Origin of the sequence: Wolbachia endosymbiont of Aedes albopictus (assembly GCF_024804185.1) — a bacterium.
Lineage (GTDB): Bacteria > Pseudomonadota > Alphaproteobacteria > Rickettsiales > Anaplasmataceae > Wolbachia > Wolbachia pipientis_B.
Map to the genome: position 1 here is coordinate 487,999 of NZ_CP101657.1, position 22,006 is coordinate 510,004.

The window sequence follows — 22,006 nt, forward strand, 5'->3', positions numbered from 1 at the left end:
GGTTTAGTAATGTGGAGTAGACTGGTTATAATGTGCTGTTTTTGTTTATTACTTACTGGTGTAAGTTCTTGCCCAAAAAAAGGAGCAAATACAACAAATAAAATAAATTCTGTTGTTAAGCAGATAGGTGATAAAAGAGTTTTCTTTGGTTATGATGAATCTAATATTACTGAAGTAAGTGCAGATGCATTACTTGACGTAATGGAGGTGTTACAAGATAACCCTGACGCGAAGGTTACTTTAACTGGTCACACTGACAACCGTGGTTCTCATGAATATAATCTTGCGCTAGGCGCTAGAAGGGCAGATGCAGCTAAAAAATTTATGGTTAGTTGTACACCCTACATAGAAAACAGAATAAAAACTGCTTCTAAAGGTGAAACTGAGCCTTTGGTTAATGTAAAAGATGATTCTAGAAATTCTAAATATGAAAAAGAGCATGCTAAAAATCGTAGAGTAGAATTTTCATTTTCTGGAATAAAGAAATAGTTTCTTGCATTAAAACCTGGATCCCAGTGTCAAGCACTGGGATGACATAAAGAAAGGGCACTGGGGTAGACAAAAAAGGACAAACTTGTCATATTTCGCTCCTTGTTAGTTGGATCTATATATACCACAAATAAGTTGCTGTATGACATAGAGACTATCTGGCCATCAAGAAACATAATGGAATTAGAGTTATTATTTCAAAATATAGCTAATAGCTTTGCTTTCCATAACCAAATCGCAGTTGCAGTATCAGGTGGTGTAGATAGTATAGTCTTACTGCACTTAATGACTAACTGGGCAAAAAAAAACAAGCTTTCACTTCCTATAGCATTAACAGTAAATCATGGGTTACGTTCAGAGTCTCAAAAAGAAGCTGATTTTGTTATAAGTTATGCAAAAGAGCTTGGAGCAAAGGAATCGTTCATATTAAATTGGGAGAAGCAAAATATTAAAGGTAATATTCAGTTACAGGCACGAAAAGCACGATATAAGTTACTAGCAGAGTGGTGTAAAAACAATAATGTTAAATGTTTGCTCGTTGCTCATCACAAAGATGATCAAGCAGAAACGTTCTTATTAAGATTGGAGCGAGGTAGTGGCGTAGATGGATTATCATCAATGGATTACAAATCTTTCTTAAATGGTATTTATATATTTAGGCCATTGTTAAATTTTAGTCGTAGTGAAATAGAAAAGTACGCTAAGCTTCACCGGTTAAAATGGATCGAAGATAGAAGCAACTATAACTTAAAATACAGGCGAACTTTATACCGTAGCTTACTTAAAGTAAGTAACAATCAAGAGATTTTAACAGAGCGAATATGCCTCACAGCCCTTCATATGAAAAGAGCTGCAAAAGCGTTGATGCACTACACACGCCTTGCATTTAATGACTGTGTTAATGTTCATGATCTTGGTTATATTGAAATTAAACTAAGTGAATTTTATCAATTGCCAGAGGAAATAGCCTTGAGGATTCTTCTTTACTCTATAATGGCAATTGCCAGTAAACATTATAAACCAAGGTACAACAGCCTTATCGTAATATTTAATAAAATATTGCAAAAGGATAGTAATGTTAACTGCACACTTTCTGGGTGCAAAATAAGAAAATATGGAGAAAATATCTTAATAATTAGAGAATCGTTAAGGATACAAGAAATTACTGTAAACCTACCTTTAAATGAACCTACTCAATGGGATAACAGATTTAGCTGCACAATACTCGGAAATCAAGAGTGTTCAGTTATCATCGCTCCATTAAAAAAAACACAAAAAGTTCCTGAATTTCTGAAGGATTACAACTGCTGCCCTGAAGTTTTCTACTCTTTGCCTACAGTACAAAAAGATGGAAAGGTGCTTGCTTATCCTGATGTAAATTATAACGGAAAAAATACCAATGACGATAAGGTTCAATGCATTATTAATAGCACAATAAAACAAAATTTGATAAGCTTGATTAGTGTTTAGTTAGAAATAAAAATGAAAAAATTTTTAGAAGGCTTATTGATCTGGTTAGTAATTATTGTTCTTATTTCAGTTGCTTATATTCAGTTCAGCGGAAATGTAGGTAGAAGTAAAACAACCATACCTTTTTCGGAATTTTTAACTAGACTAGAAGACAATGATGTAGAAAATATTGTCATAAAAAACCAGAGCATTGAGGGCAAGTTTAGGGATGGTTCAAGTTTCAACTCAAGCGGTGTTATATATAGCGACCTAATAAAAAATTTACATGATAGAAAAGTGAGATTCTCCTTTTTAACTGGAGATTCTGCCATGAACGTAATTGGTGGATTACTTATCTCATGGGTCCCAACATTTATTTTTATTGGCTTTTTGCTATTCTTTCTTAAACAAACACAAGCGGGGGGCAACAGAACTATAAGCTTTGGCAAGTCAAGGGCTAGACTCATGACTAGTGGGAAAAAAGTAACATTTGATGATGTTGCCGGAATTGATGAAGCAAAAGAAGAGCTAGTAGAAATCGTTGATTTCCTTAAACAAAGGCAAAAATTTCAAATATTAGGTGGAAAAATACCAAAAGGGTGCCTTTTAATTGGCTCTCCTGGAACTGGTAAAACTTTACTTGCTCGTGCAATTGCAGGAGAAGCTAATGTGCCATTCTTTAGCATTTCTGGATCTGATTTTGTTGAGATGTTTGTTGGTGTTGGTGCGAGCCGTGTTCGTGATATGTTTGATCAAGGCAAGAAAAATGCTCCTTGTATAATTTTTATAGATGAGATAGATGCGGTGGGTAGACATCGTGGCATTGGTCTTGGTGGTGGTAATGACGAAAGAGAACAAACATTAAATCAGTTATTAGTTGAGATGGATGGCTTTGAGTCTAATGAGGGCGTAATAATAATTGCTGCGACTAACCGTCCGGATGTCTTAGATCCAGCACTGCTTAGGCCTGGTCGTTTTGACCGGCAGATTACTATTTCTTTACCCGATATAAATGGGCGCGAGAAAATATTAAATACGCATATAAAGAAAATATCAATGGCCCCTGATGTCAATGTGAAAACAGTTGCAAGAGGAACACCTGGTTTTTCAGGGGCTGATTTAGCAAATTTAGTGAACGAATCTGCGCTTATTGCTGCAAGAAGAAACAAGAAGATTGTTACCATGGATGATTTCGAATATGCACGTGATAAAGTGATGATGGGTGTGGAAAGGCGATCTCTCATTATGACAGAAGAGGAAAAGAGACTGACTGCATACCATGAAGCTGGCCATGCGGTGATTGCTGTTAATATGCCTGCTTCTGATCCTATACACAAAGCAACAATTATTCCACGCGGTAGGGCACTCGGTTTAGTTATGAGACTACCAGAAACAGATAGAGTGTCCCTCACAAGAGAAAAGATGCTAGCAGATATAACTGTTGCAATGGGTGGACGTGTGGCAGAAGAGCTAATTTTTGGCTACGATAAAGTCACAAGCGGCGCATCTTCAGATATAAAACTAGCATCAGATTTATCACGTTCCATGGTAACAAAATGGGGAATGAGCGACAAAATAGGTCCGATCTATCACAATCGCGAACAAACTATGCATGGTTCTGAGATAATTTCTGAAGATACGTTAAAACTTATAGATGAAGAAGTGAAGAAAGTTGTGTCTTCTTGCTATGAAAAAGCGAAAGACATTTTGACCAAGCATAAGAAAGGCTTAGATCTCATTGCCGAGAATCTACTGGAGTTTGAAACTTTAACAGGAGATGAAATAAAGGACATATTAAGCGGAAAAAAAATTGTTAGAGAGAAAAATGAGAAGAATGAGAAAATAAAAAAATCCTCTCTCTATTAAATTTGGCCTTGTTTAACTGTTAAAATGAAAGTTTTTAGCTGCAGCAATGGTGTCATCAGGTAGCTCACAGAAACGGGGCTAAAAACTACTTGACAAGCCTCGCCAGCCCCCTTATTATGAAACTGAAGGTATTCAGTTATCTTCATCTGTGCAGATTAAACAGCAAGAAAACAACGTAATTGGCGTCTTATTTTTAATTTTTTGCACTATGAGCACCTTATGTCTTCACAATATTTCTAGGTTTTTACCTATATAAGCTGAAACGCGCTTACAAAGCGTTTAAGACAGTATAGTACGCCAATTTGCAGGATTAGAGAGTGACAACTAGCTAACGCGGGGTTTCTTTTGCCTTTTTTTCTGCTTAGTAAATTTCTTAAACATTTAAACTAAGGTGAGTTACGTTTAAAAGCAGCTAAATTGCAGTGTTTAAGATTTAAAAAACGCCAATACAGAAAATAGACAATGACCAGGGCTTCTTTTGCCTTTTTTTTCGTTTGCTTAATGTTTGTGGCTAAAGTAACTTAGGTTCACCGACAACCGTCATCCCGCAGCGGGATCTATGTTAAGAGATACCGCGGCGGTATGACGATCTGCTGCGTGTTAGCGGATGAGATACCGCGAATGAATCGCGGAATGACGGTTCGTGGCGGAATGACGGTTAAGCAATTCGTCATCCCGCTACGTGTTAGTGGGATCTCTTGTTAGCGGATGAGATACCGCGAATGAATCGCGGTATGACGGTCTGCGGCGGAATGACGGTTCGTGGCGGAATGAAGGTTAAGCAATTCGTCATCCCGCTGCTTGTTAGCGGGATCTCTTGTTAGCGCCGCGGCGGTATGACGGTCTGCGGTGGTATGACGATAACCTCGTCATCCCGCTACGTGTTAGCGGGATCTAGAGATACCGCGAATGAATCGCGGTATGACGTAGGGCTACAGGTGTCATGCCAGTGCTCCTTTATTTATCATCCGAGTAGCCCTCTTCTTGTCATCCCAGTGCGTGACACTGGGATCTAATTTTTTATGCAAAATTACTATATTTGCAAATAGATACAATTTGAAATAATTTATACTATGAAGTTACGAAATGAGATCCCAGTGTCACGCACTGGGATGACACCCTTTTGGATGGAAAGTTACTTTCATGACATCATCATAAAGTAAACCAGTGTCTGGGCACTGGGATGACAGGCTAGCCTGACAACCGTCATCCCGCAGCGGGATCTCTTGTTAGCGCCGCGGTGGCATGACGGTTCGTGGCGGAATGAAGGTTAAGCAATTCGTCATCCCGCTGCTTGTTAGCGGGATCTCTTGTTAGCGGCTAAGAGATACCGCGGCGGAATGACGGTTCGTGGCGGTATAATGAAGCTTGAAAGCGGATCACCTTTCACGACCTGTATTTACTTTAGGAGTATTAACAGGTGTTATCGTTGGGTTTTCAAGCTTTGTTGCCTGCTTCAAACCCTCGCTTACACTTTGGTCCTGATTTAAAATTCTATCAAAGTTCTTACTTTGTTGATGACCGTTTATTACGCTGATCTCTAAGCCGGGATTTTTATAATTGAAAGACTTACCAGGTTGTACATTATATTCCTTACCATTGATATTTAAGTTAATCGCATTAGCAATATTGAGAGAAGTTGTATCTTGCTGCAGATTTTGCTTTGTCTCAGGACTATTATATGTAATACTAACTTTAAGAGCTTTATCCTGATAATTAAAAGCCTTTTCCGGTTCTAAATTGAACTCTTCTCCATTTATATTTATGAAAGAACTCTGATCCATACTTTTTTGTTGCACCTCGTTATTTAGTGTATTTCTTTGAGCAGCTTCTCTCATGTCATGAGTATTCTCTACGCTCTTTTCATCTTCACCTAAAAGTTTTTCTAATATTTTCTTAACAAAGCGTTTCAGGAGACTAAAAAGCCCTTCTTCTTTTTGATTTTCTTGTGGCTGAGGTGCACTATCCTTTTCACCTTGCTCAAGTTTTTTATTATTAGATTTCTTTCTTTTACTTGTACCAAACTCTTTCCTTAACTCTTGTGTTGATCGTCTAAGTTTATCTATTTCTTCGTCGTTCTGTCTTTGTCGTTTTTCAAGTTCTTTGTTTAACTTTGCAATATTTTCCATTTTGTTCTCAAGCTCCTTACTTTTTACAGCTTTTAGAGCCTTGGTTCCTTTTGCAATATAATTAACCTTCTCTTCTAATGAGGTGCCTTCTGGAAAAGCACCTGGAGAACGTTCAAAAACATCTTTAAACTTTTTTTCAACACTTTCTTTAGATGTCTGCGCCATACCTGCTACCTATTAAAATATATCATATAACGAGTATATTAGCTAATTATATAAAAAACAGTTAACATAACTTGTGGTAGAGCGTTCTATTTATATTTTTTTTATTAAAATGCTATTTACTTACTTAAGTTAAAATGTATAACCATATAAGAGATGAAGGATAGTCAACTAGCAGTAGTATTCGATTGGGATAATACCTTAGTTGACACTCAAGATAACATTTTTAATGCTATTAAGCATACCATAAACTCAATGGGGTATAGTAATAAAGCTGCCGATAGAAATTCCCATGAGTCGAGAAAGAGCTATATGGTCAATTTATTTGGCGATCAGTGGAAAAAAGCAAATCAGATATATCAACAATATTTAGATGATGCACTATTGCAAAACATTGCTCTGAATCAAGGAGTAGAGAAAATGTTGCAGACACTGAAAAGCCACAATATTTATCTAGCAATAGTAAGTAATAAGAAAAATACTAATTTACGTAAAGAAGTTGCCTATTTTAAACTAGATTCTTACTTTGAAAGAGTAGTTGGTTCATGCGATACTGCGGAAGATAAACCATCTGCAACTCCACTGCTATTTGTACTAGAGGAGAGTACGTTACCTATAAATAGAGAAAATGTGTTTTTCGTTGGTGATAGCATCACAGATGTTCTGTGTGCACAAAATGCCAATTGTTTACCTATTATATACGGTCAATCAATAAGCGGTTTGTTATGTTTTCAACATTTTGATAAACTTACAGATTTTATAATAAAGTATTTAGAAGATAGGTAATGACAGAGATTGCCAGTATACAAAGGCGCTTTTGCGCATATTTAATAGATGTAGCAATTTTATTAATTCCAACTTTATTAATTATACTGCTATTAGAGGATTCTCCGTTGATCTTACATCTATCATACATGTGTGTAAATTGTAGTTACTTCACATATTTTATATCTTCAAAGGCCCAAGCAACTCCAGGTCAACAGTTAATGAATATATATACTATCAATTTAGATTATTCTAAAATAGACTTGAATTTAGCGTTTGACAGAAGCACTTCCCAGTTTTTTCTTCCTTTGTTAAACAGTGTAGTAGTTGTCCTTACTGAATTTTTGCAAGATCAGGAGGTATTAGTGAATGTCTTGAGTGCATTGAAAGTAATTATAGTGCTGCTCACCCTCTATTGGTATCTAGTTGCTTGCTTCTCTAAGAAAAAACAGACATACCACGACATGCTATTTAATACGGTTGTTATCAAAGGAACTATTAAATGAGTTGCTATAACTATCGTTATCATGTAAATTATGCTGATAAATTGAACTCAGGGAAGATTATGAATGAAGAGATAGTAAAACATTTGAACAAATTATTGACCAATGAGCTGACTTCTGTACGCCAGTATCTTTTGCATTTTGCGGTTCTCAAAAACAATGGAATTAATAGACTTGCAGAAAAGGTAAAAAATGAGCTTAACGAAGAACTTGAACATGCAAACAAGTTGGCAGAAAGAATTTTGTTGTTTAAAGGAGTCCCAAATTTTCAAGATACAAATGGAATCTCAAAGTATGATGGAAAGTTTACAAAAGATACAATACAAAAAATCTTAGAAGCTAATTTGAAATTAGAGGGAAAAGGTATTAAGGATATCAAAGAAACGACTTCTATCGCTGAGAAAGAAAAAGATTTTGTTAGTGTAATGTTATTAGAAGAGATGTTAAAAAATGAAGAAGAGCACTTCCATTGGATTGAGAAGCAGATCGATCTTATTGAACTAATGGGTGTTGAAAACTATTTAAGAACACAAATATAGAGTGTTAAAAAAGATAGTATTTATTTTAATTGTACCTTGTTTGCTCCTTTTTTTATTAGGATTATGGCAAGTATTCAGATTGAACTGGAAGAATAATATTATCAAAAATATGAATCTTCCTGTTGTTCATCTGTTGCCCAATAACGACCTTGAAAAATTTAACTATAGGCATGTCAAGATTGGTGGGATTCTAAGTGGCATAGAACTATATGTTTTTGCAGGGCAACACGGCTATTATGTGTTGTCTCCCATGCTGCTTACTACTGGAAATTATATGTTAGTGAACAAAGGAATAGTTAAAGAAAAAAAAGAGGAAAAAGTAAAAATTGAAAAAGTAGTTGCAGATGGAACTTTATATTGCGATAGCAATAAAAGCAAAAATTGGTTTATCAAGAACGATACTGCTTCGAATACATGGTTTACCCTAAGTACAGAAGAAATTTCCAATGAGTTAGGTATTAAGCTAGAGAAGTGTATATTGTGGCCGAACAATTTTGGCAGCAAATTAGCTATACAGCCAATGAAGCATTTGGAATATGCAATCACTTGGTTTGCACTTTCCTTAACTTGGTTGATTGTGTGCGTAATTTACTATAGGCAAAACCTCAATAAAACTTGAAGCTTTCTGTACATAAAATTAGAAAAGTAGTCATTCATCTTTATCACTACCAAGGTCTTTTAACATACTATAATTACCTTTTCTAAATCTACTTTTTAAAGACGTAACTCCACTTTCGCTAATACCACTGAGGCTCAGTGCAGCTCCACCTAGCTGCAATCCTATCTCAGATGTTTCAGGAATAATTTTACTAGCTCCTAGATCTCTATAAACCTCCACATTACTCAGATCTGGTAAGCGTATTACAATATTTACATGCGGAAAATTTGCAGCAACTAAGGAAATAACTTTTTTTATAGTAACTTCATTCTTTATTGAAATAACGAGAGCTTGTGCTCTTTCTATTCCTACTGATTTTAAAATTTCACATCTTGTAACATCTCCAAGATATATAGGAAAACTATCACTTTTTCCTTCTTTGACTATTTTCGATTGAATATCTACAACAACGTAACTTAAATGCTCTGCAGTAAGCATTTTTGTTATCATATATCCCACTCTACCAAATCCAGCAACTATTACATGGTTATAAAGATCTTGTGTATCTGTTTCAACAGCTTCATCATCTAATATTGTTTTCTCAGTGCTAAATGAGTTTGCTATCCAATCTCCAAGCCCCGATAAAAGAGGAGTGAAAGCCATGGTTACTGTAGTTACCATCATAAGTACTTGAGCGATTTCACTTGGTAGCACATTTAGCTCATCTGCTAAGCGAAATAAAATAAACGCAAATTCACCGCCTTGTGAAAGCAGTAACCCAGCTTGTATAGCAGGTGTACTCTTAAACCCAAAAAATCTACACAATATATATATGATAGATGTTTTTAAAACGATAAGAATGATCGATAATAAAGTAATTAGTGGTAACTTATTGAGTAAAAGTTCGGTATTGATGGACATACCAACAGTCATGAAAAATAAGCCAAGAAACAAATCTTTAAATGGCAATACCGCATGTTCCACTGAGTGTCTGTATTCTGTTTCTGCAACTAACAATCCAGCGACAAATGCACCTAATGCCAACGATAAATGGAATTGCTCAGTAATAAATGCTGCTCCTAATACTATTAAAAGCGTTGTTGATATAAAGACCTCATTACTTTCCATTTTAGCAATAACCGAAAATAAAGGTCTAAGCAATAATCTACCAGTTATAAATATCAGCACTAATGCAATAGCTGCTTGCACCAATGAACCTGCCAATGAGCTTATCAGGCTGTGCTCAGAATTGCCAGCAAGCAAAGGTACCAATACTATTAATGGTACCACTGCAAAATCTTGCATTAATAGTACTGCTATTGACAACCTACCAACCTGACTTGCTTGAGAACCTTTTTCTTGCAGAACCTGCAACACTATTGCTGTTGAGGATAGCGCGAGCCCACCACTAATAACTGTTGCTATATTTGTATTCACTCCGAAAGCAAGAGCGATGCACCATATTGCTACCATGGTAACTATAACTTGAAGAGAACCGAACCCAAATACATGAATACGCATAGCGATCAGGCGTTCAAATGTCAATTCAAGGCCTATAATGAATAATAGAAAAACTACACCAAATTCTGCAAGATTATCCATTGCTTCAGCTGAGTGTATCAGATTAAATCCATGAGAACCAATAACTGCACCTGCAACGAAGTAACCGAGCACTGGACTAATATTCATTTTCCAGAACGCTATGACTATAAACACAGCAGCAGAAAGTAAAATTATAATATCAAACAAATGCTGAGAGCCACTGTGCATGATATTTAACCTGTAGAATTAGACCATTTAATTGAGCAGCCAATACTTGATTTTTGGTCAATTGGAGAATTACCAGTTTCTGCAACAAATTTCATAGCTTGAAATAAGTCACTACTTCCTACTTCATAGCTTTGGCCCTTTTCTTTTTTTGCGTCATTAAAACGTCCACGATAGCAAAGGTTTAAATTGGAATTAAAGCCAAAAAAGTCAGGAGTGCAAACAGCCCCGTATTCTTTAGCTATTTTCTGTGTACTATCAATTAAATATGGAAATGTAAACTTATTTTCCTTGGCAAAATTAATCATATTTTCAAAGGAATCTTCTGGATATTCATTTACATCATTTGACATTATTGCAACGGTGTTTACCTGATAATCTTTTTTCAATTGATCAACATCGCTTACCAGATTGCTAATAATTGACTGAACGTAAGGACAGTGATTGCATATAAACATTACAATAAGACCGTTTTTTCCACAACAGTCACTTAATGTGTAGTATTTATTGTCTACTCCCAAAAGATTAAAATCTTTTGCAGTAAAACTAAAATCGACTTTAGGAGTATTCAGAGCAACCATAGACTATTATTATACCATACATAATTTATGGTCTTATTACTTAAATGTCAAACGGTTTCTATGTATACTGTTTGCATATTCTTTTTTAGTATTATAAAACTTATGTTCATAACTTTCGAAGGAATAGACGGCTCTGGTAAAACAACACAATCTAAGCTACTTGCAAATCATTTTAAGCAAATTCACGGCGAAAATAATGTAGTGTCGACTCGAGAACCAGGTGGCACTGATTTTGCAGAAAAGATAAGAGGAGTGTTGTTAACAAATAATATTGATCCTATTTCTGAACTCTTGCTAATTATCTCGATGAGGCACGAACATATGAAAAAATTAATATTACTAGCTCTTGCAGAAGGGAAAATAGTGATTTGTGATCGGTTTATTGATTCAACCATTGCATACCAAGGATATGGGTTTGGAGTTGATTTAAAACTAATAGAAGATTTGCATAGGTTGGCTGGAGTTAGATATCCAGATATTACATTTATTCTAGATATTGATGTTAAAGTTGGGTTAAGTAGAGCGAAAGACAAGAATAAATATGAAGAAATGGATGTTAATTTTTATAATGAAGTTGGAAAAGGATTTAAAGAAATTGCCATAAAAGAGCCAGGTAGGTGCAATGTCATCACTGAAATTGAAACAAAAAATGATAATCAAGTACACAATGAAATTATTAAACTTCTTGCATAACCTAAATTAAAAGGCAATTATTTTTGGCGTTTTTTGTAACAGCTGATAATTGTGATTTAAGTCCGTCAGGAGAGGGTCCCCGTTCCTGTTGTTCCATTCTTCTGTCATCTAAGTAGCCCCTTCTCCTGTCATCCAAGTAGCTAACACTGGTTCCTTTATGACGGCAGTGCCCAGAGGCGTCATCCCAGTGCCCTGACTACTTGGATCCAGGAAACTTAACTTTAAATAAGTGGCTGCATAATAAAGACTAGATTCCAGCGTCACGCGCTGGAATGACACCCTACTTAACCGTCATTCCGCCACAGACCGTCATACCGCGATTCATTCGCGGTATCTCATCCGCTAACAAGAGATCCCGCTGCGGGATGACGAATTGCTTAACCGTCATTCCGCGATTCATTCGCGGTACCTCATCCGCTAACAAGAGATCCCGCTAACACGTAGCGGGATGACGAATTACTTAACCGTCATTCCGCCGCAGACCATCATACCGCCGCGGCGCTAACAAGAGATCCCGCTAACACGTAGCGGGATGACGAATTGCTTAACCGTCATTCCGCCACGAACCGTTATACCGCCGCGGCGCTAACAAGTAGCGGGATGACGAATTACTATACCACCGCGAACCGTCATACTGCCGCAGACCGTCATACCGCGATTCATTCGCGGTATCTCATCCGCTAACAAGTAGCGGGATGACGAATTGCTTAACCGTCATTCCACCGCGAGCCGTCATACCGCGATTCATTCGCGGTATCTCTTAGCCGCTAACAAGTAGCAGGATGACGGTTGTCGTTTAGCTACAAACGTTAAGAAATTTACCAAACGAAAAAAAAGGCAAAAGAAGCCCCGTGGTGCGAGTTTTGACTCTATATTACTGTAAGTGGCGCTGTAATAATGTGCTGACGCTTAGTTTAAGCGCGATTTGGCTGAATGTAGAAAAAATAAAAAAGACATGCAGCCGCTATAATTTTATGTAATCCGCCAATAAATACTCTGAGTTTTTTACTGAATTTTGTCATTGAGCCTGCAGGTCAAAAACAAGTTTTGAGTCACAAATACCCTTAATACTACAATAAGGGGGCTTGCGGAGTTTGTCAAGCAAGTTTTGCATTTAATCCGTTTCTATAACTTGGATACCAGTGCCTGCTACTTGGCTCCCGGTTATAATGTTTGTGTGGTTATGTCACAGCACTGGGTAACAGGAGAGGTATCACTATAAAATTTGACATTAACCGTTGATAATTGGAATATTAGTAGAGTAGAATTACTCAAAAAAGCATGCATAAATATGACGTAGTAGTAGTAGGTGGCGGTCATGCAGGGTGCGAAGCTGCTGCTGCGGCAGCTCGCCTTGGTGCAAACACGCTGCTTATAACTCATAAAATTTCAACTATAGGAGAAATGTCCTGCAATCCAGCAATTGGAGGAGTTGCAAAGGGTGTTGTAGTCAGGGAAGTTGATGCTCTTGATGGAATAATGGGAAGAGCAATCGATCAAGCAAGCATACACTCAGTCATTTTAAATAGCAGCAGAGGTGCAGCAGTATGGGGCCCACGTGCACAGGCAGACCGAAAATTATATAAGCAGGCAATACAGGAAATTATTCTAAATTATAACAATTTGACGGTAAAAGAAGAGTCAGTTGACAATTTTCTTATAGAAAGTAATGGCAATGGAAAACCGTGCATTAAAGATGTAATAATAAGCTCAGGTGAACGTATACCAACAAGTAAAGTCGTTCTAACTACAGGGACTTTTCTGCGGGGTGTGATTCATATAGGAGAGCAAACAACTCCTTCAGGAAGAATGGGAGATAAGTCTGCAGTAGAACTTGCAAATACGTTGAAGAAGTATGATTTTAGATTAGGTAGACTGCGTACCGGAACTCCACCAAGGCTTGATCGTAATACTATAAACTGGTCAATATTGCAAGAACAAGTGGGTGATAACCCACCTGTGCCGTTTTCTTATCTCACAGAAAAAATTAACCAACCTCAGGTATCATGCTTTATTACCCATACTAATGAAAATACGCATAAAATAATTAGAGAAAATCTTCATAGGTCAGCTTCTTCGTATTTGGATGACATTGTTGCACCAAGATACTGTCCATCCATTGAAGTTAAAGTTAATAAATTTGCAGAAAAAAGTAGTCACCAAATATTTTTAGAACCAGAAGGGCTGGATGATGATACTGTATACCCAAACGGAATTTCAAATTCATTGCCTGTTGAAGTGCAAAATGAAATGATAAAGAGTATCAAAGGACTTGAAAACGCAGAAATATTGAGGTCTGGATATGCAGTTGAGTATGACTATATTGATCCACGAGAACTAAGCCATACTCTTGAAACTAAGAAAATTAAAGGTCTATATTTTGCTGGCCAAATTAATGGCACCACTGGATATGAAGAAGCAGCAGGGCAAGGAATTATCGCCGGAATTAACGCAGCACTCTCTGCATCTGAAAAAAAAGAGAGTTTTGTTCTTCACCGCACAGATTCGTATATTGGCGTAATGATAGATGATTTGGTCACCAAAGGGGTGATCGAGCCTTATAGATTATTTACCTCACGTGCAGAATATAGGCTAGCTATCAGGTCAGACAATGCGGATAGAAGATTAACAAAAAAAGGTTATGATATTTCCCTTGTTTCGCATGAGAGATACTCTGTTTTACAGAATAAACTTAAATCCATTAAGCAGCTTGAAGAGAAGTTAGGGAGTCTGACGATTACTCCTGAGCAGCTTAGGTCTTATGGTATTAAAATATCTTATGATGGGATAAGAAAAACGGCACTAGATTTACTCAGCTATCCAAACATCGACTGGAATAAATTACAAGAAATATGGCAGGAGTTAAGCAGCATCACGCGCTGCAGAACGGATACTGGATCCCCTTCCGTCATCTCAGGACACTCTCATGTCATCCGAGTAGCTGACACTGGGATCCAGCACTGGAATGATAATAAAACGGATGCAGCTGACACTAGAAAAAATGTAAATTCCAGCGTCACGCGCTGGAATGACAAAATGGAGTGCCAGAATGACACCACGATGTGTAGTATAACTAAGAATGAAATATGCGAAGCGGTTGAAATTGAAGCAAAATACAAACCTTACCTAATAAGACAAGAAGCGGATATGAAGTTTTTACGAGAGGAAGTTAAAACTCAAATTCCAATTGATTTTAACTATTCACAAGTTAAAGGCCTGTCAAGTGAAGTAATAGAAAAGTTGCAGACGATAAAACCAGCGACGATTGGCATTGCAAAGCAAATACAAGGCATCACTCCTGCAGCGATAGTTAGCATATTGGTGTATTTGAGAAATAGAAAAATCGCTAATTGAAAATTTTGCTTGACAAAAGTAGCTTTGTTAATTACCATAACCTATAGTAGCTGTGTTACCACAGTTTTCCTAAACAAAGGTTCATTAAAAATTTCAAATACTTTTCAAGTCTAGAGGTAATATCATGTCAAAAATCGAAGAATTTCGTTCTTTTATGCGTGAAATAAATGTTGACGCATTTATGTTGCATACTAAAGACGAATATTTAAATGAATATTCAGGTGAGTTAATCAAGTTATGTGGCTTCACAGGAACAAATGGGCTACTTATCATTACAAAAGACAACAAGTGCCCATTTTTTACTGATGGACGCTATATCACACAAGCTCGCAATCAGCTCGATCGTGGCAATTTTCAAGTATATAATATACAAGAAGAGGATCCACGCGAATGGGTAAAAGCAAACTTAACATTGACCACCTCACTAGGTTACTATTTGCAATATTTTACCATAGAAGATATAAGAAAGTATGAGAATATCTGTAAATTAATACCCTGTTTAGCTGGAAAAAAAAGTGACTATCGAAAACAAGCAGTGGTTTTACATTCTATTAAATATGCTGGTGAAAGTAGCAAGAATAAATGTAAAAAAGTCGCTAAAAGCATAGATAAAGAAGCTGAAGCAGTGCTTTTAACTGATCCAAACTCAATTTCATGGCTATTAAATTTAAGAAATGAAAATGCCAAATATACTCCATGTATATTTGGCCGTGCTATATTGTATAAAAGTGGTAATGTTGATTTGTTTATTCAAGATAAAGAACATTCAACTATAGAAACAAATTTAGGCAATCATATAAATATTTTTGATATTAGTGAGATAGAAAATTCGCTGCACAAGCTAAATTCAATAGTTATAGATCCAAACACAACTCCAATGAGTATTATGAATGCAATAGATCCCTTGCATAACCATTATTTGAGAGAAAAATCAGCTTCGGTGTCATCCCAGCGCGTGACACTGGAATCCAGAAATAAAAAAGTATGGATCCCAGTGTCACGCACTGGGATGACAAGAAGTAATGAAAAAGGTCTAGTAGAAAACAAGCAGATAGCTGAAAGAGAAGATCCTTGTCTAATTTATAAAGCAGTAAAAAACCAAACTGAAATAGCTGGGGCTATAAATGCACACATTAAAGATGGAGTGGCAGTTACAAATTTTCTATATTGGCTTGAAAATAATGTTGGCAATGGAATCACTGAGCTCAAAGCTGAAGAAAGGATTTTAGAACACAGAAAAGAGCAGGATTTGTTTAAGCAACCAAGTTTTCCAACAATTTCCGCATTTAATGAAAATGGTGCAATAATTCACTATCGTGCAAGCAGTAAGACGAATAAGGTAATTCAGAAAAGTGGACTATATTTGATTGACTCTGGTGGCCAATACCTTAATGGCACAACTGATGTGACAAGAACTGTAGTGGTTGGTAATCCGACCAATGAGCAAATAACCCACTATACAATAGTGTTGAAAGCTCACATTGCTATAGCAAGTGTCATCTTTCCTTCTGGCACTACTGGTGGAGAATTGGATATATTGGCACGTACGCATTTATGGAAATTTGGAATGGACTATATGCATGGTACAGGGCATGGAGTAGGAAGTTACCTATCAGTACACGAAGGACCACAAGCAATATCAAAGGGCAATAAAATGAAACTCACGCCAGGAATGATACTTTCTAACGAGCCTGGTTATTACATTCCGGGAGAGTATGGAATAAGAATTGAAAATCTGATGTATGTCGACAGACAAGAAAATAGCTTTTTACATTTCAAACAACTGACCTTCATTCCATATGATAGAAGGCTAATAGATGTGCAAATGCTTACTAAAGATGAAATTGAATGGATAAATAGCTATCATCAATTTGTCTATGAAAACTTAGAAAATAGCGTAAAAGATAAGGAATGGTTAAAGAAGGTATGTGACCATTTGTAAGCAAAGGAGCATTTTTTATTGTTTAAAAAGTATTAATGCAATTGTGATAGGTATTTTGTATTGTTTTTAATTTAAAAACGATATATAATAGAGGATACGTATTTTTAGGTAGGTTATAATTATGATAGACAAAGGGCAAGAAGATGAATTTATGAAGCAGTATATGGATACTTGCAAAGAGCAAATAGAAAAATTAGCCAAGGATCCTGAATTGCTTAATCAGACTTTAAAACCATTTATGCAAATGTCCCAGCAGCTTATGGCTGGTGGTATGTTAGAAGGGGCTATGCCTGGCATGGTACCTGATTTGGGTAGTATGGATGTTAACAAGATGATTGCTCAGATGAAGGAAATGATTGACTACATAAGAGGTAACTATAAGGAACTAATGAAAGAGCATAGCTCGCAGATTCAAGAGCTTGATGAATCCAGTAAAAAGCTAAGAGGCTTAGTTAAAAAATTGATAGAAAAGATCGAAAGTAAATAAACAATATCTAACGCAAGTCTCTTCTGTCATTCTATGCACAGCTGCATAAGTGTCTAGTGACCTTGCCCAGAAAAAGTAGAGAGAAAGTTAAGACGTTTTTAGAGTAAAATAAAACGTTTTTTCAAAATATGGCAAATGGAAGCAGCAGAATTCAAATTAGAAGCTGTTAAGCTGGTTAAACAAACAGAAGTACAAAAATAGCAAAAGGTCTAGGCATAGGTGGCAGTATGTTAAGTAAATGGGTAAGAAAATATGATGGAAAAATGTCATAAGCATATGCATTTCCAGACAAAGGCTTCTTATGACAAAGAAAGATTTGATCTAAAAAAGGAATTAGCAAGAGATGGGCTTCTAGCAGATATTCAAAAAAAGCATCCAAATGCAGATCCCTAAAATTCATGCTGAATTAAAGGCTTTGGGTAAAAGTTGCAACTTGAAAACAGTGCAAATTATTATGCAGAAAAATGGTATTCAGGCTATATTGAGAAGAAAATTTAAAATTAAGAAACAACAAATGGACAGTAGAGTTGTAGCTCTCAATATATTAGATCAAAACTTTATTGTCGATCAACCAAATAAAATATGGGATTACTTACATAAAAACCAAAGAAGGATGGCTATATTTGGCAGGATCTATATTCACGCATGGTAGTTAATGAGCAGTTCAATAAATAAACAATTGGTATGGCCGTTAATAAGCGCAAACCCGCTGCTGTTACATAGCGATCAAGGGTCACAGTATACCTCTCAAAATTACCAAATTCTATTGAATACAAAAAACATCATTTCCAGCATGAGCCATAAGGGCTGTTGTTACGATAACTCTGTTGCAGAAAAGTTCACTCAAAAGGGAGCTGCTTATTGATACTTTTCGCTCAACAAACCAGAACTGCCATATTTGAATACATAGAAATCTTTTATAACAAACAACGTAGGCATTCTACTATTAATTATTGCATTCCTGCACAATTTGATGCATCATTCTCATGACAAAAATGTTTTAACTTTCTCTCTACTTTTTCTGGGTAAGGTCACTCTAAATTACACCCCTTACTGTATTAAATGGAGGTAGAACAGAATAAAAATTACTGCTTGGTTGTAAATGTTGTAAATCTTCCTTTGAAAGATCTGGGTACAATCCTGGCTGCTTAGGTTCATCGTATGGTGGTGCCGAAGGTTCTACTTTATAATTCATCTCATAGTTGTCAGAAAGATCTATTAAATTTTCTTCCACCTCCTGCTCTTTCTCTTGTTGTTTTGGCTTTCCAACTTGTTTTGGCTCCTCTCCATTTTCAGTATTAGTTGCTTTATCCATATGTCTTGGTTCTTCTATAAAGTTTTCCATTTCCTTTAAAAAACTTTGCTTATAGTGCTCATTTACTAAGTAAGCTATACCTGCTATTACAAATGACATAGCGATGAGTGAGAGTACAATTACCATTACGTATGTCTCAGCTGTTGAGTCATGTACATAACCTGCCCTACGAGCGTATCTTGGTGGAGGAGCACATGCGATCGCGCCGATAAAGAACACAATAACAGAAATAACAAAGGGATAAGGTGACATGTTCATCACCTTTTCTGAAATCATAATCTTTTTGGCTTTACTATTAACACTTTGATATGTTTTCTCAATATCAGTCTTGTTGTTCTCTGCATAAGCTCTTAGTTCTTTTTCCATTATCTCTACAAGAGGGCTTTTGATTTTTTTCTCATATCGCTTGATTTTAAAAGATTCACCTATATTCTTATCCATTATGTGCTGTGCTTCCAACTCTTGATTTATTTTATCTAAGGCATCCTTTGCTTCTTTTGGTAAATTTTTATGAGTAAAATATTTCAATAAAATTGGTAAAGTCGAAGGGTCTTTTTCATAAGTAAAAATTAAAGCACTCAAAGTAACACGTTAGGTATTATTTCTTTTGGAAGAGTTACTAAAACATTCGGATAGGAAATAGGTTCTGAAAGACCCACTAGGTACTTTTCTTTATCACCATCAACTAACTTAAGAAATTTTTTGTTACTAAATATCTTAGCTAGTGCCTTTGTATCCCAGCCATCAGATTGTTTTATAATATTACTTAACATTGGAACCTCAATAATTATTTAATACACATAGCTTAACACTATTTTAATAATGTGTCAAATTAGTGAAAATATTAATTATATTATTTAATCAATAAAGCTTTATTTTTTTAATAAGGAGCAGTCTAAGATAGACGGCTGCTAGAAACTCTCATCACTGCCCTTTTGTTAACAGTGGTATTAGACTTCAAGTTACTGCAAAAAATGTTTTAAAACATAGTGATATCTTGACTTTGCCTAGTTAATACTCCAAATTATAAAAAAACAGATAGTTCTATGACGACAAATCTATTACAAGGCAAAAAGGGATTAATAACTGGAATAATAAATAAGAGATCGATAGCATGCGGTATAGCAAAAGCTCTCTCAGAGCACGGGGCAGAACTTGCAATCACCTACCAGAATGAAATAATAAAAGAAAAACTATCACCAATAGCAGATGAATTAAATGTGGAGCTAATATTACACTGTGATGTTTCAAATGAAAAAATCATAGATAACGCTTTTGAAATAATAGAGAAAAAATGGGGTACTCTTGACTTTTTGGTGCATGCAATAGCATTCTCCGATAAAAATGAGTTAGATGGTAAATATGTCAATACTTCACTGAATAACTTCCTCAATGCAATGCATATATCGTGCTATTCTTTCACTGCTTTAGCACAAAGAGCTGAAAAAATGATGTCAGGTGGTGGTAGTTTGCTTACTTTATCTTATTATGGCGCTGAAAAAGTTATGCCAAATTATAACGTTATGGGTTTATGTAAAGCAGCACTTGAAGCAAGTGTAAAATATATAGCATGTGATCTCGGGCCACAAAATATTAGAGTAAATGCAATTTCCGCTGGTCCAATCAGAACTTTAGCATCTTCTGGAATAAGCGATTTTCACTTCATATCAGAATGGAATAGAAATAATTCTCCGCTTAGACGCAATGTTACAATAGAGGATGTTGGCAAGGCAGCGTTATACTTATTAAGCGACTTAAGTAGTGGCACTACTGGAGAAATTTTGCACGTCGATTCAGGATATAACGTTGTAGGAATGAAGGTGGTTGACTAACAAAGCACTAGTTCCTTCGGGTTCATACACAACTCTATCAGGAGTTTTGTGACTGTGATTGCAGAAAACATCGAACATAAAATTCCTATTGATAAAGTGACAGAAAAGCCTCTAATTGCTCCGCTGCCAATAATGAACATTATTCCTGCAGCAATTAATGTAGTGATATTTGAATCCAGTATTGTTTTTATAGCGTTTTTAAACCCTTCTTCAATAGCACGTTCCACTCTCTTGCCAGATTTGATTTCCTCGCGAATTCGCTCAAATATTAAAACATTTGCATCCACCGCCATACCGACAGTGAGTGCGATACCGGCAATTCCAGGTAAAGTTAGAGTTGCTTCAAGCAGAGTGAGAATTGATAATATAAGAATTACATTAGAAAAAAGCGCAACAGAAGCTAATATACCTAATTTGCCGTAAGTGATAATTATAAATAAAGCCACGGCTATAATAGAGATTGTTGCTGCCATTTCCCCTGCCTTTATTGATTCTTCTCCAAGACTTGGGCCAATGTTTTTTTCTTCAATTATTTTAAGTGGTGCTGGCAGTGCTCCAGATTTTAAAAGTATTGCAAGTTCGCTTGCTTGTTTTTCAGTGAAATTACCGCTAATTTCTCCCTCTCCATTTAAAATTGGCTCACGTATTGTAGGTACTGTTAAGACTGTGTTATCCAGAACAATTGCAAAAGGTTTTCCCATATTTTCTTTAGTGATTTTCGCGAATCTTTTACTCGCTATGCTGTCAAATTTAAAATGCACTGTTGGTTTACCTAAGTGACCAAATCTAACTGATACGTTAACCAGCGAATCACCACCTATTTCAGTTTTGCGGAATATTGGATAAGAATTACCCAAAGAATCCTTGAGCATGACAGTAGTTTCGTGATCTATATCCTGCACCTTGGCTATGTTAGTGTTTGCCAAATGAAAAGTTAGTTTAGCAGTTTTGCCAAGTAGAGATTTTATCTGCTTGGTGTCTTCTACTCCAGGCACCTGCACTAATATTTTATTCTGTCCTTGTTTTTGAACGCTGACTTCCTTTGTGCCAAGCTTGTCCAAACGGCGCTGGACATTGTTTATTGATTCTGCAGCTACTTCACTAATCAAAGAATTTTTATAATGGGATTTATACGAAATAAGAATTGAAGAATCTTTTCTATTTAGCTCTAAATTTGGATTTATCGCATTAATCAACACAGATGCTTTTTTATAATCATCAATATTATTTAAAGTTACAATTACTTGTTCGCTATTTTGTACGTTAGATTCAATATTTTTTGTTAGCAATGTCTCTTTTATCTCACCTGCTAGCATGCTTAGCTTTTCCTTAAAATAGAAATCTAAGTCTATGTTTAGAAGCAAAGATGCCCCTCCTTTCAGGTCAAGGCCTAAGTTTATTCTTTTTTTCGAAATAAAAAGCTTATTATCAAAGAAATTTGGCAGCGTTATGTATAAAGCAAGTAAACAAATGCATAACACTGAAAAAGATTTGACTATAAGTCTGTTGTACATAAGTTGTAGGTTTAAAATTAT

21 protein-coding genes and 1 pseudogene are annotated in these 22,006 nt (G+C 35.9%); 15 read left to right on the forward strand and 7 right to left on the reverse strand.

The window, feature by feature from the left end; translation table 11 throughout:
• Positions 1-9 precede the first annotated feature (9 nt).
• From NHG98_RS02470 to NHG98_RS02490, 5 genes are all read left to right on the forward strand, one after another.
• Positions 10-489, forward strand: a complete 480-nt coding sequence (locus tag NHG98_RS02470) for an OmpA family protein (protein ID WP_182319815.1) — start codon at positions 10-12, stop codon at positions 487-489.
• Between the two features lie 177 nt (positions 490-666).
• On the forward strand, positions 667-1,959 hold the full coding sequence (tilS, locus tag NHG98_RS02475; protein WP_259245529.1) for a tRNA lysidine(34) synthetase TilS: 1,293 nt from the start codon (positions 667-669) through the stop codon (positions 1,957-1,959).
• A gap of 12 nt (positions 1,960-1,971) precedes the next feature.
• The gene (ftsH, locus tag NHG98_RS02480) at positions 1,972-3,804 is read left to right on the forward strand and encodes an ATP-dependent zinc metalloprotease FtsH (protein WP_259245530.1); all 1,833 of its coding nucleotides are present in this window, start codon (positions 1,972-1,974) and stop codon (positions 3,802-3,804) included.
• Positions 3,805-4,386: 582 nt separating this feature from the next.
• Positions 4,387-4,509: a hypothetical protein gene (locus NHG98_RS02485; protein ID WP_259245531.1), complete on the forward strand. Its 123-nt coding sequence runs from the start codon at positions 4,387-4,389 to the stop codon at positions 4,507-4,509.
• 131 nt (positions 4,510-4,640) lie between these two features.
• Positions 4,641-4,820: a hypothetical protein gene (locus NHG98_RS02490; protein ID WP_259245532.1), complete on the forward strand. Its 180-nt coding sequence runs from the start codon at positions 4,641-4,643 to the stop codon at positions 4,818-4,820.
• A gap of 363 nt (positions 4,821-5,183) precedes the next feature.
• Here the strand turns inward: NHG98_RS02490 and NHG98_RS02495 are convergent, their stop codons facing one another.
• The gene (locus tag NHG98_RS02495) at positions 5,184-6,098 is read right to left on the reverse strand and encodes a hypothetical protein (protein WP_096616947.1); all 915 of its coding nucleotides are present in this window, start codon (positions 6,096-6,098) and stop codon (positions 5,184-5,186) included.
• A gap of 153 nt (positions 6,099-6,251) precedes the next feature.
• On the opposite strand from NHG98_RS02495, the gene NHG98_RS02500 reads away from it, so the two are divergent.
• The 4 genes from NHG98_RS02500 to NHG98_RS02515 are packed head-to-tail and all read left to right on the forward strand — an operon-like array spanning position 6,252 to position 8,521.
• The gene (locus NHG98_RS02500) at positions 6,252-6,881 is read left to right on the forward strand and encodes an HAD family hydrolase (protein WP_096616945.1); all 630 of its coding nucleotides are present in this window, start codon (positions 6,252-6,254) and stop codon (positions 6,879-6,881) included.
• The gene (locus NHG98_RS02505) at positions 6,881-7,366 is read left to right on the forward strand and encodes an RDD family protein (protein ID WP_096616943.1); all 486 of its coding nucleotides are present in this window, start codon (positions 6,881-6,883) and stop codon (positions 7,364-7,366) included. The genes NHG98_RS02500 and NHG98_RS02505 overlap by 1 nt, the downstream gene beginning before the upstream one ends.
• Positions 7,363-7,902 carry a bacterioferritin gene (gene bfr, locus NHG98_RS02510; RefSeq protein ID WP_259245533.1) on the forward strand — a complete coding sequence of 180 codons (540 nt, stop codon included), beginning with the start codon at positions 7,363-7,365 and terminating at the stop codon, positions 7,900-7,902. Before NHG98_RS02505 ends, bfr begins: the two co-directional genes overlap by 4 nt.
• 1 nt (position 7,903) lies before the next feature.
• Positions 7,904-8,521: an SURF1 family protein gene (locus tag NHG98_RS02515; protein ID WP_096616941.1), complete on the forward strand. Its 618-nt coding sequence runs from the start codon at positions 7,904-7,906 to the stop codon at positions 8,519-8,521.
• A 30-nt stretch (positions 8,522-8,551) separates the two neighbouring features.
• Here NHG98_RS02515 and NHG98_RS02520 read toward each other — a convergent pair whose 3' ends face one another.
• Positions 8,552-10,270 carry a cation:proton antiporter domain-containing protein gene (locus NHG98_RS02520; RefSeq protein ID WP_096616939.1) on the reverse strand — a complete coding sequence of 573 codons (1,719 nt, stop codon included), beginning with the start codon at positions 10,268-10,270 and terminating at the stop codon, positions 8,552-8,554.
• Between the two features lie 5 nt (positions 10,271-10,275).
• The gene (locus tag NHG98_RS02525; protein ID WP_096616937.1) at positions 10,276-10,848 is read right to left on the reverse strand and encodes a thioredoxin family protein; all 573 of its coding nucleotides are present in this window, start codon (positions 10,846-10,848) and stop codon (positions 10,276-10,278) included.
• 102 nt (positions 10,849-10,950) lie between these two features.
• Between NHG98_RS02525 and tmk the strand changes: the two genes are divergently transcribed.
• Entirely contained in the window at positions 10,951-11,541 is a 591-nt protein-coding gene (gene tmk, locus NHG98_RS02530; protein ID WP_096616935.1) for a dTMP kinase, read from the forward strand.
• Between the two features lie 108 nt (positions 11,542-11,649).
• Here tmk and NHG98_RS02535 read toward each other — a convergent pair whose 3' ends face one another.
• On the reverse strand, positions 11,650-11,820 hold the full coding sequence (locus tag NHG98_RS02535; RefSeq protein ID WP_259245534.1) for a hypothetical protein: 171 nt from the start codon (positions 11,818-11,820) through the stop codon (positions 11,650-11,652).
• A gap of 1,002 nt (positions 11,821-12,822) precedes the next feature.
• On the opposite strand from NHG98_RS02535, the gene mnmG reads away from it, so the two are divergent.
• The 4 genes and pseudogenes from mnmG (at position 12,823) to NHG98_RS06525 (ending at position 18,314) form a co-directional block, all read left to right on the forward strand.
• Positions 12,823-14,895, forward strand: coding sequence for a tRNA uridine-5-carboxymethylaminomethyl(34) synthesis enzyme MnmG (gene mnmG / locus NHG98_RS02540; RefSeq protein ID WP_096641496.1), 2,073 nt, complete (start codon positions 12,823-12,825; stop codon positions 14,893-14,895).
• Positions 14,896-15,019: 124 nt separating this feature from the next.
• Entirely contained in the window at positions 15,020-16,837 is a 1,818-nt protein-coding gene (locus NHG98_RS02545) for an aminopeptidase P family protein (protein ID WP_096641497.1), read from the forward strand.
• A 121-nt stretch (positions 16,838-16,958) separates the two neighbouring features.
• The gene (locus NHG98_RS02550) at positions 16,959-17,324 is read left to right on the forward strand and encodes a hypothetical protein (protein WP_096641498.1); all 366 of its coding nucleotides are present in this window, start codon (positions 16,959-16,961) and stop codon (positions 17,322-17,324) included.
• A 135-nt stretch (positions 17,325-17,459) separates the two neighbouring features.
• Positions 17,460-18,314, forward strand: a pseudogene (locus NHG98_RS06525) (IS3 family transposase).
• 46 nt (positions 18,315-18,360) lie between these two features.
• Here NHG98_RS06525 and NHG98_RS02565 read toward each other — a convergent pair.
• Positions 18,361-19,221, reverse strand: a complete 861-nt coding sequence (locus tag NHG98_RS02565) for a hypothetical protein (protein ID WP_096641501.1) — start codon at positions 19,219-19,221, stop codon at positions 18,361-18,363.
• Positions 19,218-19,412 (reverse strand): hypothetical protein, encoded by a 195-nt coding sequence (locus NHG98_RS02570; RefSeq protein WP_096641502.1) that lies wholly within the window; start codon positions 19,410-19,412, stop codon positions 19,218-19,220. The genes NHG98_RS02565 and NHG98_RS02570 overlap by 4 nt, the downstream gene beginning before the upstream one ends.
• Before the next feature lie 273 nt (positions 19,413-19,685).
• Between NHG98_RS02570 and NHG98_RS02575 the strand changes: the two genes are divergently transcribed.
• On the forward strand, positions 19,686-20,471 hold the full coding sequence (locus NHG98_RS02575) for an enoyl-ACP reductase FabI (protein WP_096641503.1): 786 nt from the start codon (positions 19,686-19,688) through the stop codon (positions 20,469-20,471).
• On the opposite strand, the gene secD is transcribed toward NHG98_RS02575, so the two are convergent.
• The gene (gene secD / locus NHG98_RS02580; RefSeq protein ID WP_096641504.1) at positions 20,468-21,985 is read right to left on the reverse strand and encodes a protein translocase subunit SecD; all 1,518 of its coding nucleotides are present in this window, start codon (positions 21,983-21,985) and stop codon (positions 20,468-20,470) included. The genes NHG98_RS02575 and secD overlap by 4 nt on opposite strands.
• Between the last annotated feature and the right edge of the window lie 21 nt (positions 21,986-22,006).